Source organism: Microbacterium sp. NPDC077663 (assembly GCF_044542795.1).
GTDB lineage: Bacteria > Actinomycetota > Actinomycetes > Actinomycetales > Microbacteriaceae > Microbacterium.
Genome location: NZ_JBITVE010000002.1, coordinates 391,883 through 408,932, shown reverse-complemented (window position 1 = coordinate 408,932; position 17,050 = coordinate 391,883). Strand labels below are relative to the sequence as shown.

At 72.2% G+C, this 17,050-nt stretch carries 16 protein-coding genes; 8 read left to right on the top strand and 8 right to left on the bottom strand.

The genetic code is table 11. The features are described 5' to 3' along the window. Positions 1-120 precede the first annotated feature (120 nt). Together ACIGEP_RS09440 and ACIGEP_RS09435 are read left to right on the top strand one after the other, a co-directional pair. Positions 121-1,320 (top strand): glycosyltransferase, encoded by a 1,200-nt coding sequence (locus tag ACIGEP_RS09440; RefSeq protein WP_396661365.1) that lies wholly within the window; start codon positions 121-123, stop codon positions 1,318-1,320. Position 1,321: 1 nt separating this feature from the next. Then, positions 1,322-2,416 carry a glycosyltransferase family 4 protein gene (locus ACIGEP_RS09435; RefSeq protein ID WP_396661364.1) on the top strand — a complete coding sequence of 365 codons (1,095 nt, stop codon included), beginning with the start codon at positions 1,322-1,324 and terminating at the stop codon, positions 2,414-2,416. Positions 2,417-2,434: 18 nt separating this feature from the next. Here the strand turns inward: ACIGEP_RS09435 and ACIGEP_RS09430 are convergent, their stop codons facing one another. Both ACIGEP_RS09430 and ACIGEP_RS09425 read right to left on the bottom strand, forming a co-directional pair. Next, positions 2,435-2,833 (bottom strand): hypothetical protein, encoded by a 399-nt coding sequence (locus ACIGEP_RS09430; protein ID WP_396661363.1) that lies wholly within the window; start codon positions 2,831-2,833, stop codon positions 2,435-2,437. Positions 2,834-2,859: 26 nt separating this feature from the next. Next, complete coding sequence (locus ACIGEP_RS09425) at positions 2,860-2,991, bottom strand: hypothetical protein (RefSeq protein ID WP_396661362.1); 132 nt, start codon at positions 2,989-2,991, stop codon at positions 2,860-2,862. A gap of 97 nt (positions 2,992-3,088) precedes the next feature. On the opposite strand from ACIGEP_RS09425, the gene ACIGEP_RS09420 reads away from it, so the two are divergent. The 4 genes from ACIGEP_RS09420 to ACIGEP_RS09405 are packed head-to-tail and all read left to right on the top strand — an operon-like array spanning position 3,089 to position 7,730. Beyond that, the gene (locus ACIGEP_RS09420) at positions 3,089-4,054 is read left to right on the top strand and encodes a GlxA family transcriptional regulator (RefSeq protein ID WP_396661976.1); all 966 of its coding nucleotides are present in this window, start codon (positions 3,089-3,091) and stop codon (positions 4,052-4,054) included. A 48-nt stretch (positions 4,055-4,102) separates the two neighbouring features. Then, a complete protein-coding gene (locus tag ACIGEP_RS09415; RefSeq protein ID WP_396661361.1) occupies positions 4,103-6,319 on the top strand; it encodes an ATP-dependent Clp protease ATP-binding subunit in 2,217 nt (738 codons plus the stop codon). Continuing rightward, entirely contained in the window at positions 6,316-6,849 is a 534-nt protein-coding gene (locus tag ACIGEP_RS09410; RefSeq protein WP_396661360.1) for a GNAT family N-acetyltransferase, read from the top strand. Before ACIGEP_RS09415 ends, ACIGEP_RS09410 begins: the two co-directional genes overlap by 4 nt. Before the next feature lie 50 nt (positions 6,850-6,899). Then, the gene (locus ACIGEP_RS09405; protein WP_396661359.1) at positions 6,900-7,730 is read left to right on the top strand and encodes a UbiA family prenyltransferase; all 831 of its coding nucleotides are present in this window, start codon (positions 6,900-6,902) and stop codon (positions 7,728-7,730) included. Between the two features lie 179 nt (positions 7,731-7,909). Here the strand turns inward: ACIGEP_RS09405 and ACIGEP_RS09400 are convergent, their stop codons facing one another. From ACIGEP_RS09400 to ACIGEP_RS09375, 6 genes are all read right to left on the bottom strand, one after another. Beyond that, on the bottom strand, positions 7,910-9,031 hold the full coding sequence (locus tag ACIGEP_RS09400) for an FAD-dependent oxidoreductase (RefSeq protein ID WP_396661358.1): 1,122 nt from the start codon (positions 9,029-9,031) through the stop codon (positions 7,910-7,912). Beyond that, entirely contained in the window at positions 9,024-9,716 is a 693-nt protein-coding gene (locus ACIGEP_RS09395) for a methyltransferase domain-containing protein (RefSeq protein ID WP_396661357.1), read from the bottom strand. The genes ACIGEP_RS09400 and ACIGEP_RS09395 overlap by 8 nt, the downstream gene beginning before the upstream one ends. Next, positions 9,713-10,834 (bottom strand): type III polyketide synthase, encoded by a 1,122-nt coding sequence (locus tag ACIGEP_RS09390; protein ID WP_396661356.1) that lies wholly within the window; start codon positions 10,832-10,834, stop codon positions 9,713-9,715. Before ACIGEP_RS09390 ends, ACIGEP_RS09395 begins: the two co-directional genes overlap by 4 nt. Before the next feature lie 75 nt (positions 10,835-10,909). Further along, positions 10,910-11,593: a hypothetical protein gene (locus ACIGEP_RS09385; protein WP_396661355.1), complete on the bottom strand. Its 684-nt coding sequence runs from the start codon at positions 11,591-11,593 to the stop codon at positions 10,910-10,912. A 60-nt stretch (positions 11,594-11,653) separates the two neighbouring features. Beyond that, entirely contained in the window at positions 11,654-12,226 is a 573-nt protein-coding gene (locus ACIGEP_RS09380) for a nitroreductase family protein (protein ID WP_396661354.1), read from the bottom strand. 43 nt (positions 12,227-12,269) lie between these two features. Next, positions 12,270-13,634 (bottom strand): glucose-6-phosphate dehydrogenase, encoded by a 1,365-nt coding sequence (locus ACIGEP_RS09375; protein WP_396661353.1) that lies wholly within the window; start codon positions 13,632-13,634, stop codon positions 12,270-12,272. Positions 13,635-13,713: 79 nt separating this feature from the next. On the opposite strand from ACIGEP_RS09375, the gene ACIGEP_RS09370 reads away from it, so the two are divergent. After that, positions 13,714-15,513: a glycoside hydrolase family 15 protein gene (locus tag ACIGEP_RS09370; RefSeq protein ID WP_396661352.1), complete on the top strand. Its 1,800-nt coding sequence runs from the start codon at positions 13,714-13,716 to the stop codon at positions 15,511-15,513. Next, positions 15,470-16,999 (top strand): serine/threonine-protein kinase, encoded by a 1,530-nt coding sequence (locus ACIGEP_RS09365; protein ID WP_396661351.1) that lies wholly within the window; start codon positions 15,470-15,472, stop codon positions 16,997-16,999. Before ACIGEP_RS09370 ends, ACIGEP_RS09365 begins: the two co-directional genes overlap by 44 nt. Positions 17,000-17,050 lie beyond the last annotated feature (51 nt).

Genomic DNA, 17,050 nt, shown 5'->3' with positions numbered 1-17,050 from the left:
GCAAGTGACTCCCCGGTCCCGGGCTAGAATCGAGGCCCGGCGCCCCCGCATCCCTGCGCCCCACCGGTGGGAAGGAACAGTCCCACCACCGACGCACAGATTGGCCCGTACCTCGTGACCATGACGCCCCCGGACGATTCCGCTTCCGAGCGCGGACCTCTCACCATCGCGATCGCGGCCGACACGTTCGCGCCCGACGTGAACGGCGGCGCGCGCTTCACCGAGCGCCTCGCGGCCGGACTCGCCGAGCGCGGTCACCACGTGCACGTCGTGACGCCGAGCGTCGGTCACCGCAACCACGGCGTGTTCACCGAGGACATCGAGGGGCAGCCGCTCACCGTCCACCGTCTGCCCGGATGGCGCTACCGGCCCCACGACTGGCTGCGCTTCGTGCTGCCGTGGCGCGGCAAGCACTACGCGCGGCAGATCCTTGACACGGTCGACGTCGACGTCGTGCACAGCCAGTCGCACATCGTCATCGGTCGTGCGCTGACACGCATCGCGAATCAGCGCGGCATCCCGGTCGTGGCGACGAACCACATCATGGCCGACAACATCCTCGACTTCACGCTGCTGCCGAAGTTCCTCTATGACATCTTCCTCAAGATCGCGTGGGCCGACGCGGAGCGCACATTCAAGATGTCGCGCGCGGTCACGACGCCCACGCGCAGGGCGGCGGAGTTCCTCGAGAACACGATCGACATCCAGAACGTCATCCCGATCAGCTGCGGCATCCGGGGGAGCAACTACACCCCGAACCTCGAGCCGCGCGAAACGCGCCGGCGCGTGCTGTTCGTCGGGCGCCTCACGACCGAGAAGCACGTCGAGGTCACGCTCGAGGCGATCGCGAAACTGCCCGACCTCGACATCGAGTTCGAGATCATCGGCGGCGGCGACCAGCGCAAGAACCTGGGTCAGGTCACGCAGCGTCTCGGCCTGGAGGACCGGGTCACCTTCCGCGGTCGGGTCTCGGAGGAGGAGCTGCGCGCGGCGTACACCCGCGCCGACGTCTTCGTCATCGCCTCGGTCGCCGAGCTGCAGTCGATCGCGACGATGGAGGCCATGGCCTCGGGCCTGCCCGTCATCGCCGCGAATGCGGTCGCCCTGCCGCACCTCGTTCACGACGGCGAGAACGGCTATCTCTTCGAGCCCGGCAACGTCGACGAGCTGGCCGCGAAGATCCGCACCGTCCTCACCGCAGACCAGGCCGAGTACGCGCGCATGCAGCAGGCGTCGCTCGACGGTGTCGCCATCCACGACATCGAGCGCACCCTCGACACGTTCGAGAAGCTGTACCGCGGCGAACCCCTCGACGCCTGACATGCGGCTGTTCTTCGACGCGCGATACATCCGCACGGACTTCCACGACGGCATCAGCCGGTACTCGGCGGAACTCGCGCAGGCGGTGTCGGATGCCGCATCCGCCCATCGCACCGAGGTCACCTTCCTCATCCACGACGACCGACAGCGCGCGTTCCTGCCGGGCGGTGCGATCACGCTCACGATCCACTCGCCCACCTCGGCCAAGGAACCCTTCACTTCACTGCTGCTGAACCGGCACCGCCCCGACGTGGTGTTCTCGCCGATGCAGACGATCGGGTCGGCGGGGCGGCGGTTCCGCCTGATACTCACCCTTCACGACACGATCTACTACCGGCACCGCACACCCCCGCGGGCGCTGCCCTGGTACGTCCGGGCGGGATGGCGGCTGTTCCACCTGTCGTACTGGCCGCAGCGGTGGACGCTCAACGCCGCCGACCTCGTCGCGACCGTCAGTGAGACGAGCGCGCGACAGTTCGCGCGCGTGCGCCTGACGAAGCGGCCGGTCGTGGTGATCCCGAACGCACCGCAGCGGCTCGCCGCGCTCCTGCCCGAGGGTGCGACGGTGGGCGCGGGTGCGGTACGCAACCTCGTCTACATGGGGTCGTTCATGCCGTACAAGAACGTCGAGACCCTCGTGGCGGCGATGCGTCAGCTGCCCGAGCACACCCTGCACCTCCTCTCGCGCATCACCTCGGAGCGTCGCGCGGAACTCACCGCGCTCGCCGGCGGCGCGTCGGTCGTCTTCCACGACGGGGTGACGGATGCCGCCTACGCGGCGCTCCTCGCCGACGACGCCGTTCTCGTCACGACGAGCCTCGACGAGGGCTACGGGCTGCCGGTGGCCGAAGCGCTGGAGCTCGGCGTGCCCGCCGTCGTGACCGACATGGAGATCTTCCGCGAAGTGGCCGGCGACGGCGCGCTGTACGTCGACCCGCTCGACCCCGAGGCGGTGGCGCGGGCCGTCCGTTCGCTCGACGAGCCCGGGGTGCGCGAGCGGCTCGTCGAGGCGGGAACCGCCCACATCCGCACCTTCGACTGGGGTCGGTCGGCCGAGATCCTGCTCGCCGCGGCGCGGGACCTCGTCAGGCGCTGATCAGATGGGGCCGCCGGGTCAGTAGAGTGCGGAGCCGATCGTCGACGACGCGAAGCTCAGCACGGTGCCGACGATTTGCGCGGCTGCCAAGCCGATCGCGATGCCGCCCAGAAGGCGGCCGCCGACGTGGCGTCGGGCGGCGAGGATGCCGAGGACGAGCGCTACGGCCGCGACGAGGCAGGTGAACAGCGCGAAGGCGGCGTTGACGACACCGGCGAAGGTGTAGTTCGACGAGGTGTAGAGCTGGATCGAGATCGCGGGCCACAGGCCGCCGAGCAGGATCGGCACGGCGCCGACGATGACGGCGGCGACGGCGAGGCCGCGACCGGACGCCGACGCTGCCGCACCGTAGGGCTGCTGCGGATACGTCGGTTGCTGCGGGTACGGCGGCTGCGATGGCGGGACGGGGGTGCTCATGGGGATCCTCTCGCGAGGCCCCGAGTCTAGGGGAGTCGGGGCGTCCGCGGCCGGGTGGGCTGCGGCCGGTAGCCGTCCGTGGCGACGAGACGGATCGCGCCGATCACGGCGGCGACGACGATGAGCAGAAGGGCGACGAGGAGGAGTGCGGAGATCATGGCAGAAACGCTATGCTTGGCGGCATCCTGCCACGAGTGTCAGTCGCGACACTGTTCGCAGGATTTCTGCCAACGCCTGTTTCGGAGGTCTGTCGTGATCCGCACCGTCGCCTGCATCGTCCAACCCGGGTTCGCGCCTTTCGAGTTCGGGCTCGCCTGCGAGGCGTTCGGGCTCGACCGCAGCGACGACGGCATCCCGAACTTCGACTTCCGGATCGTGACGCCCGAGCCCGGCGCCGTGCCGAGCAACCTGGCGTTCTCGATCAACATCGACGAGGACCTGGCCTTCGCCCACGAGGCGGACGTCGTGGTCGTGACCCCGATTCCGCGGGAGGCGTGGGCGAACGTCGACGAGCGCGTGCTCGATGTCATCCGACGCGCGGTGGATCGCGGCGCGTGGGTGCTGACGGTGTGCAGCGGGGCGTTCGCGGTGGCGGCATCCGGCGTGCTCTCGGGACGGCGCGCGACGACGCACTGGCGATACGCCGAGACGATGGCGCGCATGTACCCCGACATCGAGGTCGACCCGAACGTGCTCTACGTCCAGTCGGATCGCATCATCACGAGCGCCGGGACCGCCGCCGGGCTCGACGCGTGCCTGCACCTTCTGCGCCTCGAGCTCGGGGCGGAGGCGGCGAACACGATCGCGCGGCGGATGGTCGTGCCGCCGCAGCGCGACGGCGGTCAGGCGCAGTTCATCGCGACGCCGTTGCCCGTGTCGGCGTCGCTGTCGCTGACCCCGGTGACCGATTGGATGCTCGAGAACCTGCGACTCGACCTGTCGGTCGACCAGTTGGCGGCCAAGGCGCACATGTCGCCGCGGACGTTCGCGCGCCGGTTCAAGGCGGACTACGGCACGACTCCGGGCGCGTGGTTGGGGAGGCAGCGGATCCTGCACGCGCAGCGGCTGCTGGAGCAGACCGAGCTGGGGCTGGACGCCATCGCCTACGAGTGCGGGTTCGGGTCGGCGGCGGTGCTGCGGCAGAACTTCGCGCGCGTGCTCGGGACCACGCCGACGGCATACCGCTCCCGGTTCGCCTGCGCCGGCGAGATGGTCTCGTGATAAACTTGAGTCCGTCAGGCTCAAGTTTGCATCAACCCTCAGGAGCAGATGATGAACGCACAACCGGCCTCCGGGCAGGGTGAGCAGGGCAGCGCCCTCGAACAGTTCGGCATCAACCTCACCGACCGCGCCCGTCAGGGCAAGCTCGACCCCGTCATCGGTCGGGACGGCGAGATCCGCCGGGTCAGCCAGGTGCTCACACGGCGCACGAAGAACAACCCCGTGCTCATCGGCGAGCCGGGCGTCGGCAAGACCGCGGTGGTGGAAGGTCTCGCGCAGCGCATCGTGGCCGGCGACGTCGCCGAGTCGCTCAAGGGCAAGGAGCTCATCGCCCTCGACATCTCCGCGCTCGTGGCCGGGGCCATGTACCGGGGGCAATTCGAGGAGCGCCTGAAGAGCGTGCTCAAGGAGATCACCGAGTCCGAGGGGCGCGTGATCACGTTCATCGACGAGCTGCACACCCTCATGGGTGCCGGCGGCGGCGAGGGGTCGGTCGCGGCATCCAACATGCTGAAGCCCATGCTCGCGCGCGGCGAGCTGCGCCTGATCGGCGCGACCACGCTCGACGAGTACCGCGAGTTCATCGAGAAGGATGCCGCCTTGGAGCGGCGCTTCCAGCAGGTGTACGTCGGCGAGCCGAGTGTCGAGGACACGATCGCGATCCTCCGTGGACTCAAGGAGCGCTACGAGGCGCACCACAAGGTCGCGATCTCGGACGGCGCGCTCGTGGCGGCGGCGGCGCTGTCGAACCGGTACATCCCGGCGCGGCAGCTGCCCGACAAGGCGATCGACCTGATCGACGAGGCCGCCTCGCGGCTGCGCATGGAGATCGACTCCGCGCCGCTCGAGATCGACGAGCTGCGGCGGCACGCCGACCGGCTGAAGCTCGAGGAACTCGCGCTGAAGAAGGAGAAGGACGACGCCTCGAAGGAGCGCCTCGCGGCGCTGCGCGACCAGCTCGTGAAGGTGCAGCAGGAGCTCGACGACCTGCAGGCCCGGTGGGAGCGCGAGCGCGCCTCGCTCAACGCCGTCGGTGACTTCAAGACGCGTCTCGACGCCCTGCGGGTCGAAGCCGAGCGCGCGCAGCGCGAGGGCGACCTCGAGCGGGCGTCGCGGCTGCTGTACGCCGAGATCCCCGCGCTCGAGCGGAAGCTGGCCGAGGCGGAGAAGGCCGAGGGCGCCGTCGGAGACGGTGCCGAGCGGATGGTGGGCGACCGGGTGACCGAGGAGGACATCGCGGAGGTCATCGCGGCGTGGACCGGCATCCCAGTCGGAAAGCTGCTGCAGAGCGAGAGCGCTCGACTCGTGCACCTGGAGTCGGAGCTCGGCAAGCGTCTGATCGGGCAGAAGGCGGCCGTGAAGACGGTGTCGGATGCGGTGCGCCGTTCCCGCGCAGGTATCAGCGATCCGAACCGGCCGACCGGCTCGTTCCTGTTCCTCGGACCGACCGGTGTCGGCAAGACCGAGCTCGCCAAAGCGCTGGCGGAGTTCCTGTTCGACGACGAGCGCGCGATGGTGCGCATCGACATGAGCGAGTACGGCGAGAAGCACGCCGTCGCGCGGCTGGTCGGTGCCCCTCCGGGGTACGTCGGGTACGAGCAGGGCGGCCAGCTGACCGAGGCCGTCCGACGCCGGCCGTACTCGGTGGTGCTGCTCGACGAGGTCGAGAAGGCGCACCCCGAGGTGTTCGACGTGCTGCTGCAGGTGCTCGATGACGGGCGGTTGACCGACGGCCAGGGCCGCACGGTGGACTTCACGAACACGATCCTCGTGCTGACGAGCAACATCGGTTCGCCGGTGCTGATCGATCCGACGCTCACCGACGAGACCAAGCGCGACCAGGTGATGACGATGGTGCGGCAGGTCTTCCGCCCCGAGTTCCTCAACCGCCTCGACGACGTCGTGATGTTCTCGCCGCTGAGCGAGTCGGATCTCGCGCAGATCGTCGAGCTCACCGTCGATGCGCTGCAGCGCCGGCTGCGTGCTCGTCGGCTGACGCTCGCCGTGACGCCGGATGCGCGGGCGTGGCTCGCCGAGCGGGGGTACGACCCGCTGTTCGGTGCGCGACCGCTGCGGCGTCTGATCCAGTCCGAGATCCAGGACCGCCTCGCGATGGCGCTGCTGTCGGGCGGCGTGCACGACGGTGACATCGTGCGTGTGGACGTCGCGGTCGACGGGTCGCAGCTCGTGCTGACGAGCAGCGGGCCGTCACCGGCGGATCCCACGGACGACGACGTGATCGAGGCGGAGCTGCTCGACGGGTGACCTCGCTCGGTGCGGGGGTCCAGCTGCGCGAGCCGGTGGTGACGGATGCCGCGGCTCTCGCGGACGCCTACCGCCGGAACCGCGAGCGCCTGGCGCCGTGGGAACCCGTGAGGGCGGAGTCATTCTTCAGCGAGACCGGTCAGCGTGCCGAGCTCGAGGCGGTGCTGCGCGACCGTGCTGCCGGGGTCGCGGCGCCCTTCGTGCTGGTGGCGAGGGAGCGCGTCGTCGGGCGGGTGAACCTGTCGGGAATCGTGCGGGGCGTGTTCCAGAGCGCCACCCTCGGCTACTGGATCGACCAGGACTTCGCCGGTCGAGGGGTGATGGCGGCGGCGGTGGATGCCGTGGTGCGGATCGCGGCCGACGAGTGGGGCCTGCACCGCGTGCAGGCCGGGACGCTGCTGCACAACGCCCCGTCGCAGGCGGTGCTGCGGCGGTGCGGGTTCACCGAGATCGGTGTCGCGCCGCGATACCTGAAGATCGCGGGGCGCTGGCAGGACCACCGGCTGTTCCAGCGCATCCTCGAGGACTGACGGCGGGCCCGCCGCAGCCGGCGCATAGCCCGGGCGTGAAAGGATCGAGCATGCGAACCGCGCGCGCCCTGTGGGGTGCCACCCACCCGGGTCCCTCGCTCGTGGTCACCGCCCTCGCCCTCGCCCTCGGTCTCGCGGCGGGGCTCGAGCCGTGGCGCCTCCTCGTCCTCGTCCTCGCGGTGTTCGCGGGGCAGGTCTCGGTCGGCCTGTCGAACGATGCGATCGATCTCTTCCGCGATGCGACGGTCGGTCGGTCGGACAAGCCGCTCGTCCGCGGCGACACCCGCCTGCGCACGGCGTGGGTCGCGGCCTTCGTCTCGCTGGCCGTGGCCGTCACGCTCTCCGCCGTCCTGGGAGGGGGGATGCTGCTGGCGCACGTCGTCGCGCTCGTCTCGGCGTGGAGCTACAACGCCGGCCTGAAGGCGACACCCGCGTCGCTGGTCCCGTTCCTCGTCAGCTTCGGGATCTTCCCGTCGCTCGCCACCCTCTCGGCATCCGATCCGCAGCCGGCGGCGGTGTGGGCGACCCTCGCGGGCGCCGTCCTCGGCGCTGCCGTCCACCTCACCAACGTCCTCCCGGACCTCGACGACGACCGCCGGACCGGGGTGCGGGGGCTGCCGCATCGGATCGGGGCCGCGGCATCCGTCCTTCTCGCGGTCGCGGCCACCGTCGTCGCGGCGGTCGCGGTCCTGTTCGGCAGCCTCGCCGACGGCGCGCCGGTCGCCGCGATGATCCCGTTCGCCCTGGTCGTGACGCTCCTCGCCGCCGCCGTCGTGATCCGCATGCGGCGCCGCGGAGCCGACCGCGCCGGGTTCCGGCTCGTGATGACCGCAGCGCTCGTCCTCGCGATCCAGCTCGTCGCGGCATCCGCCCTGTCCTGACCCGCGCGCGGCGCGCCGCGATTCCGGGGGTGCGACGTGTCGGGTGGCGGTTGCGAGAGCGGCAGCTTGCGTCCCCGGAGCGCGGGAAGGGGGACGGGCGCGCGGTTCCAGGGGCGCGATCTGTCGGGTGGCGACGACTGAGGCGGCGGTTTGCGTCCCCGGAGCGTGGTGAGCACGGGTCAGCGCGCGGAGCGGTCGAGTCCCATCGCGTAGGCGTGCGGCACGAGCGCGCCGGTCGCGGCGAGCACCGACCCGAGCACCCGCGAGCGCGCGGCGTGCACCGCACCGGACACGGGACGACCCAGGGCCATGTTCACGGCCGCCAGGCGACCGGCGGTACGCGCGGAACGCAGCCGATCGCGCTCCCATTCGGCGAGGTCGGCATCCGGCGCCGATCCGAGCCGGATCCAGGCGGCCAGCAGGGGCGCGAGCGTCGCGGCGTCCAGCAACCCGAGGTTCATGCCCTGCCCGCCGATCGGGCTGATCTCGTGCCCGGCGTCCCCGATCACGAACAGCCGATCGCGACGCATCGCGCGTGTCAGCACTCGCTTCACTCCGAACTCGGTCGCGTCGTCCACCGCCTCGGCCGCCTCGGCTTCGCCGCGCTCGCGCAACGCCTGCAAGAGCCGAGCCGTCCGCGTCTCGACACTCCCGCCCGCGTCCCACGCGACGAACCGCCGCCGCCCGCCCGGGAGCGGGAACGACTCGAGCACTCCGCCGGGAGCCAGGTGCACGACGGCGGTCTCGGCGTCCTCGCGCGGCGGCACGGCGGCATCCGTCATCAAATACCGATCGGCGTATACGGTCCGCCGCAGTGCCGCCGGGCGGTAGACGAGATCCCGGGCGCCGACGCCTCCGGCGAGGACGACGATCGGCGCGCGGCGCCCTCCCCGGTCGGTCTCGACCCGCACGCCACCCGCTTCTGCGTGAAGTCCGGTGACGGTCACACCCCGCTCCGGCTCCGGACCTCCCCCCCGCAGCGCCTGCTCGGTCTGCGCCTGAGCGAGTGTCGCGACATACGGATGCCGCACATCCAGCCGCGCGAAGTCGACCACCCCGATCGTGCGCCCGTCGCTGCGGGCCTCACCGCGCCGCACGCGGACCGCCGAGCTCAGAATCCGCTCGGTCGCGCCGCCCGCCTCGAGTGCGGCGAGCACCGGGGCGTGCAGTCCGATCGCGCGGGAGCCGCCGCCCGCGGTCGCGCGCCGTTCGACGACCTCGACCTCCACCCCGAAGCGCGTCAGTTCCGCGGCCAGCAGCGTGCCCACCGGGCCCGCCCCCACGATGAGGACCTCAGCCATCGCCGTCCGCCACGGCGAGCAGGCGGAACGGCGCCGGTGACGCCACGCGCCACGGCGCCCCCAGCGCCGAGGCGAGCTCATCGGCGCGGTAGCTGCGCCGGATCGAGCGCAGGCCGTCCGTTCGCAGGAACGTGCCGCGCTCGACGCTCGTGACCCCTATGCCGTACAACGCATATGCCAGCGTGCTGCGCGCGATGTCGGCGTGAAGGACGGTGCCCGTCGCGAGCGCGCGCGTGTCCGACGCGAAATCGGCGAGCTCGTCCGCGCTCAGATGGTGCAGCACGTGGTTCGACAGCACGAGGTCGAACCGCTCGCCGGCGGCGCGGAGACCGGCGGCATCCGTCGCGGCGAAGGACACCCGCGCGCTCTCGCGCTGCCGCGCCACCTCGAGCGCACGCGGGTCGGGATCGATCCCGAGCCACTGCACGTCGAGCCCGTCCCGCTCCGCCCACCCGGCGAGCCGGGCGACCACATCGCCGCCTCCGCTGCCGACGTCGAGCACCCGGGCGGGACGCCCGAGCCGCTGCAGCCGGGGACGGATGCCGCGCCGCCACACCCGGCCCCATCCGCCGATCGCGCGGTTCACGAGGTCGAACCGCCGCAGGGTCGCGGCGAGCAGCGCCGGATCGCAGTCGGGATCGTCCATCAGCTCGCGCAGCGCGGTGTCGCGCACGCCGAGGTTCACGCCCGCCCCCGCCGGAAGGTGAGCCGGGCGGCCTCGAGCGTGAGGCCCGGGCCGAAGGCGAGCGTCGCCACCCGATCCCCGTCGTCGAGACCAGACCTGAGCAGCGCGCCGAGGATGAACAGGATCGTCGCGCTCGACATGTTGCCGTAGTCGCGCAGCACGTCGCGCGAGACGGCGAGCGCATCGGCCGACAGCCCGAGTCCCGTCTCGACGCGGTCGAGCACGCTCCGCCCGCCGGGGTGCACCGCCCACGTGTCGACGCCCTCGTCGCCCAGGAAAGATTCGACCGCGGCGCGGATCTCGCGTCCGATGATGCGCGGCACCTCGGCCGACAGCACCATCTCGAACCCGGTGTCGCCGATCGTCCAGGCCATGTCCTTCTCGCCCTCGTCGGTCAGCACCGTCGCGAAGCCGTCGAGCTCGAACGAGCTGCCGCCCGCCCGCGACGGGTCCGCGCTCACGACGGCGGCCGCCGCACCGTCGGCGAACACCGAGGCGGCGACGATCTCATCGTGGTCGGCGGGCGACCGGACGTGCAGCGAGCACAGCTCGGCGCAGACGACCAGCACGACCGCCGTGGGATCGGCTGCGCACGTCTGCGCCGCCGTGCGCAGTGCCGGAACCGCCGCCGCGCACCCCATGAACCCGAGGTGGGCTCGTGCGACCGTCGTCGGCAGATCGAGGTCGCGCACGAGCCGATAGTCGGGCCCGGGCGCGAACATGCCCGTGCACGAGACGGTGACCACGTGGGTCACCTCCGAGGCGTCGACGGATGCCGCAGCGAGCGCCGTCCGGGCGGCCTCTGCGAACAGCGGCGGCGCGAGCCGGATGTAGGCGTCGTTGCGGGCACCGGTGGACGGCGCCAGCAGGGCGCCGGTGTCGGTGACCGTCGGCATCCGCTCGTCGCCCTCCGGCGCGGACGTCGCCGCCGCCGCGGCGGCCAGGTCGCCGAGCACCGTGTGGCGCGTCTCGATCGCCGACGCGTCGAACGCGGCCCCGATCAGCCGTCGGGTCAGCCGATCGGCGCCGGGCTGCGCCGCGAACAGGTCACGCACCTGGTCCTGTCGCAGACGGGCTTCGGGCACGGCGGTGCCGATCGACAGGATGCGGGTGGTCATGCCTCACCGTAACCGGCGGACGGATGCCGAGGGCCAACCGGCGCCGATCGCCGGCGGAGAAGCGCCGGCCGGCGGTCAGCGCTCGGAGACCCAGACTTCGACGCCGGCGCTCGTGAGGGTGAAGTTCAGGACGGTGCCGAGTCGATACGAGGCGCGCGCGGCATCGGGGCTCTGTTCGCTGACCACCGTCGTCACGGAGACCGGGAACGGGGCGGCGCCGCACGTGGAGAGGGAATCGTCGGCCGCCTCCTGCGGACTCACGATGCTCAGGCACTCGGCGTTCGGCCGGTCGGGGCTCGTGGCCGTGAAGGCGAACACGGAGTACCCGCGGAAGTCCACATAGCGGCGCCCGGCAGAGGCGTTCGCCTGGGCGCCCCCACCGTCGATGACGGAGAGCGTCGTGGCCCGCTCGGCACCGGAGTAGCGTGTCGTCTCGTCGGGGACCGCCTGCGTGATCGCGACGGTCGCGGCGACGAGCACGGCGGCCGCGACCACCGCTCCGAGCGCGACGAGCCAGCGCGGTGCGCGGCGAGGCGCAGCGACGGGCGTCGGCGTCTGTCCGACCGGGGGATCCTCGACAGCCGGTTCGTCGGCGGGCGCCGCGTCACCGGGGAACGGCTCTGCGCTCTCGCGTCGAAGGGCGCGATCCTCGAGTTCGCGCAGGCGGGCGAGCGCGGCGGCGTCATCCGCGATGTCGGGGGTGCGCCCGTACGCGCGCTCGCGCAGTCGGGTGAGCTCGGCGGCCTCGTCGTCGTCCATCGGGATCACTCAACAACAAAACGACGCGGTGCGGGCCGAAACGGTCGTCGCCGCGCCGGATCAGTCGTCGACGAGGAGCGACTCGGCGATCGGGCGACGCTCACGGGGGGCGTTCTCGCGGGCGCGGAGTTCGTCCGGCGCCGCGTCGGGGTCGCCGAGCGCCCCGACGGCCATGACGGTCATCGCGCGCTGCTGATCGCTCAGGTCGAACGCCGCCGCGATGCGGTCGGCGTGGAACCCGCCCATCTGGTGCGTGCCGAGACCGTCCGCGTGCGCCTGCACGGTGAAGTGCGCGGCGGCCTGCCCGACGTCGTATGCGGCCCAGCGCAGCGCCTTGCCGTCCTGCTCCGTGGTGGCGACGAACACGACGAGCGCCGCGGCGTCCGCCGCCCACGAGCGGTTGAATCCCATGAGGCTGTCGACGACGGCGGTGTGGGATGCCGATCCCCGCCGGGTCACGATGAACCGCCAGGGCTGGGTGTTCGACGCCGACGGCGACCACCGTGCCGCCTCGAGGGCGGACTGCAGCGCCTGCTCGTCGATCGGCGCGGACGCATCGAAGATGCGCGTGCTCCAGCGCTCGGTGAGCACGTCGAGGATGGGGGCGTCGGTAGTGGCGGTGCGATTCGGCATCCTTCCATTCCACCACTGCTCGCACGGGTCGGCGTCGCCGGAGTCAGGAGGTCGGCCAGTCCTCCGGTCCGGACGTGCCGGCGGTGTACTCGTCGAGCGGCACGCGGCCATCCCGCCACGCGTCGATCACGGGCTGCACGATGTGCCAGCAGTCGACGGCCGCGTCGCCGCGCACCGAGAGCATCGCGTCGCCGTCGAGGATGCCCGAGAGCACCTCGGCGTACGCCTTGAGCGCACCCTCGCCGAGGCGGGCTTCGAGCGTCGCGCGCTCGAGCTCGAGGGGGTCGGCTTCGCCGTTCACGTTGAGTTCGAGCGAGATCGAGTCGGGACCGAGCGAGAAGCACAGCACCGTCGGACCGGGGTCGCCGGTGAACCCGCGGGGCAGGTGCCGCACGGGGTGGAAGCGCACCTCGACCTTCGCCTCGGCGTGCCCGAGGGCCTTGCCCGAGCGCAGCGTGATCGGCACCCCCTGCCAGCGGGCGTTGCGCACCTCGACCGTCATCTCGGCGAGGGTCTCGGTCTCGCGCGCCGGGTCGACTCCTGGTTCGTCGACGTAGGACGGGAACTCGCGACCGTCGACGGAACCCGCGGTGTACCGCGCGCGTCGCGACGAGGCGACGGGGTCGTCGCCCCACACCGCCGTCGCGCGCAGTGCCGCCCCCGTGGCGTCGCGGAGGTCGCGTTCGTCGAGGGATGCCGGCGGCTCCATCGTCACGAACGCCATCACCTGCAGCAGGTGGCTCTGGATCATGTCGGTGAGCGCGCCGGCCTTGTCGTAGTAGCCGGCGCGGCCCTCGAGCCCCAGCGGCTCGTCGAACTGCACGAGGATCGAGGCGATGTGGTCGGCCGACCACGCCGGTTCGATGAGTCGGTTCGCGAAGCGCACGCCGAGCAGATTGAGGACGGTCGACCGGCCGAGGAAGTGGTCGACGCGGAACACCTGCCGCTCGGGTACGAGATCGGCGAGCGTCGCGTTGAGGTGTTCGGCGCTGGCGGCATCCGACCCGAAGGGCTTCTCGAGCGCGAGGATCGTCCCCTCGGGGATCGTGGCCGACCGCAGCGCTTCGCAGGCTTTCGCGGCGATCGCGGGCGGGACGGCGAAGTAGAGCGCGGGGCGGCCCTCGGCGGCATCCAGCAGCTTCTGCAGCTGCGCCGGGTCGGTGATGTCCGCCTGCGTATAGGTCGTGTCGGAGAGGCCGTCGAACGCGGACTCGGAATCGGTCGTCGCGAACGCCGTGCGGACGGTGTCGCGCCACGCTTCGTCGGTCCACTCCTCGACGCCCGCGCCCGCGAGGCGCACGCTGCGGTCGGGTTCGCGCGCGAGCAGCTGCCCGAGCGCAGGCAGGAGCAGGCGCGACGTGAGGTCGCCCGAGGCGCCGAGGATGAGCAGGGTCGTGTCGGCCGTCATGCGCGTCACCCTAGTCGCGACGCGTGTGCGGGTCCGAGGCAGGGGCTATCCCTTGCCCCAGCAGGACCGCGGGGCGACAATGACGACGATGCCTGCGCCGATCGAGTCTTACGCCCTGCTCAGCAACTGTCGGACGGCGGCCCTGGTGTCGGATGCCGGGAGCATCGACTGGCTCTGTTTGCCTCGCTACGACGCGGCGTCGATCTTCGGTGCGCTGCTCGGCGACGAGGAGCACGGCCGGTGGAGCCTGCGCCCCGCGGACCCCGACGCGACCGCGACCCGGCGCTACGACGGCGACACGTTCGTGCTCGTGACCACCTGGAGGACGGCGGCGGGCGTCGCCGACGTGATCGAGTTCCTGCCCATCGACGCCGACGCCGTGGTGCGCCGCGTCGTGGGGGTCGAGGGGACCGTCGCCTTCGAGAGCGAACTGCGCCTGCGCTTCGACTACGCGCGGGCCCTGCCGTGGGTGCGTCAGATCGGTGACGACGATGCCGCCGCGGTGCTCCTCGCGATCGCCGGCCCCGACGCCGTCGTCGTCCGCGGACCGCGGCTGCGCCCCGACGGCACGACGCACCGCGGGTCGTTCACGGTCGCAGCGGGCGCGACGGTCGACTCGGTGCTCGCGTGGGACCGGTCGTACCAGCCGCATCCGGTCGCGCGCGACGTGGATGCCGCCCTCGCCCGCACTCGCGGGTGGTGGACCGACTGGGCGTCCGGCGTCGAGGGGCACGGCCGCTGGGCGGAGCACGTGATGCGCTCGATGCTCGTCCTCCGTGCCCTGACGCATCCCGACACCGGCGGCATCGTCGCTGCCGCGACGACCTCGCTCCCCGAGGACCCCGGCGGGTCCCGCAACTGGGACTACCGCTTCGTATGGCTGCGCGACGCCGCTCTGACCCTCGAGGCGTACCTCGCCCACGGGTACACCCGCGCGGCCGAGCGGTGGCGGGGGTGGCTGCTGCGCGCGGTGGCCGGGGACCCCGCCGACGTGCAGATCATGTACGGCCTCGGCGGCGAGCGCGACCTGCCCGAGCGCGAGCTGACGAGCCTGCCCGGGTACGCGGGCTCGGCCCCGGTGCGCATCGGCAACGGCGCGGTGGACCAGTACCAGGGGGATGTGATCGGCGAGGTGCTCGTCGCTCTCGAGGCGGCACGCCTGGCGGGGGTCGCCGAGACGCCGTCGTCGTGGTCGTTGCAGCGGGCGCTGCTCGCCCAGGTCGTGGCGTGGGTGGACCGTCCCGATCACGGCATCTGGGAGATGCGCGGAGACCTGCACCACTTCACCCACTCCCGCGCCATGGTGTGGGCCGCCCTCGACCGCGGTGTCCGCGCGGTCCGCGAGCAGGGTCTCGACGGCGACGCCGACACCTGGGAGCGGCTGCGCGACCGCGTCCGCGCAGAGATCGACAGGACCGGAGTGGATGCTGCGGGTGGCCACTTCACGCAGCACGACACCACCGACGAGGTCGACGCCTCGCTGCTGCTGCTGCCCCTCGTCGGGTTCTGCGCGGCCGACGACCCGCGGATGCTCGCGACCGTCGCGCGGATCGAGCGCGACCTCCTCCGCGACGGCTTCGTGATGCGATATCGGACCACTGCGGGGACGGACGGTCTGCCGGGCGACGAGCACCCGTTCCTCGCCTGCTCGTTCTGGCTCGTCGAGCAGTACGCGGCGACCGGGCGCATCGACGACGCGACGGGCCTCATGGACCGCCTGTGCGCCGTCGCCAACGACGTCGGCCTGCTGTCGGAGGAGTACGACCCCATCGCAGGCCGCCACATCGGCAACACCCCGCAGGCGCTCTCGCACCTCGCCCTCGTCGGCGCCGCCGATGCGCTGGCCGGCCACGTGGGCCGCGCCGCCCACCGGACGTAGCCGCCAGGTCAAGACCCTGCACGGAGCGGATGCCGGAGGTAGCGTCGAGGGGATGCCGCCGACCCGTGCGGAGGAGGAGACGATGACGGACGCACCCGAGCCTCTCGTCGGCGACACGCTGGCGGAGCGGTACCGCCTGACCGCGCAGGTCGGTCAGGGCGGGATGGCGCGTGTGTTCCGCGCCGACGACACCGCACTCGGCCGGACCGTCGCGGTCAAGGTGCTGCGGCCGGGCATCGATGGGACGGCCGGCGCGCCGGAGCGTGCGCGGAGTGAAGTGACCCTGCTCGCCTCGCTGAACCACCCCTCCCTCGTCACGCTCTTCGACGCGCATCTGACCGGCTCGCCCGAGTACCTCGTGATGGAGTTCGTCGACGGGCCGACGCTCACCAGCCGCATCGAGCAGGGGCCGATGCCCCCTGCAGAGGTCGCGGCGATCGCCGCGGAGCTCGGTGAGGCGCTGCACGTGGTGCATGCGTCGGGTGTCGTGCATCGGGATGTGAAGCCGTCGAACGTCCTGCTCGCCCCGCCGCATCTGCCGGGCGGCCGCGCCCGTGCGAAGCTCGCCGACTTCGGTATCGCGCTGCTCATCGACAGCGCGCGGCTGACCACCCCGGGCACGATCATCGGCACCGCCGCCTACCTCGCCCCCGAGCAGGTGCAGGGCGGCGATCCGGCTCCTCCCGCCGATGTGTACGCCCTGGGTCTCGTGCTGCTCGAAGCGTTGACGGGTGAACGTGCCTACCCGCACACCGACGGTGTGGGTGCGGCGCTCGCGCGCCTGACGACGCCGCCGACCGTCCCCGATTCCCTCGGTCCGGGATGGACGTCCCTCCTGTCGCGGATGACCGCCACCCGCCCGCAGGAACGTCCGACCGCGCTGCAGGTCGTCGAGGCGGCCGAGCGCCTGCGCACGGCCCCGGTCGAGGGCGCCCCGCCGCTGCCGCCGGTGCGCGCGGCGGTGGCCGCCGGCATCCCGATCGCGGCGGCCGCCGACCCGGACGCGACCCGGGCCGGCACGCCGGTCGCGGACGACGCCCCGACGCTGCTCGAGCCCGCGGCCGCCCGCGCGGACGGCGACGCGCCGACGCGCCGCAATCCGACCGCGGCGACGGTCGCCTTCGGGGCGGCGTCGCCGGCATCCCCCGCGGAAGAGCCCCGTCGACGGTCACGGCGTCCGCTCGTCATCGGGCTGGCCGTCGCGGCCGTCGCGCTCATCGCCGGCGCCAGCATCTGGACCGCGTCCCTCATCGGCGGTCAGCAGTCGAGCACGACCGATCCCGCCCAGACGGAACCGACGCCGGCGAGCACCGTGCAGGTGAGTCCGACCGAGCCGGCCCCCACCCCCACCCCGACGGTCTCGACCGTCGACGACTCGGGCGCGGACGACACACCCGCAGACGACAAGGGGCCCGGCAAGCAGGACAAGCCCGAGAAGCCGGACAAGCCCGACAAGCCCGGCAAGGGGAACTCCGGAAAGAACTGAACCGCCCCGCCGCGGGTGCGGACGGAGCGGTTCAGCGGATGCCGCGACTCA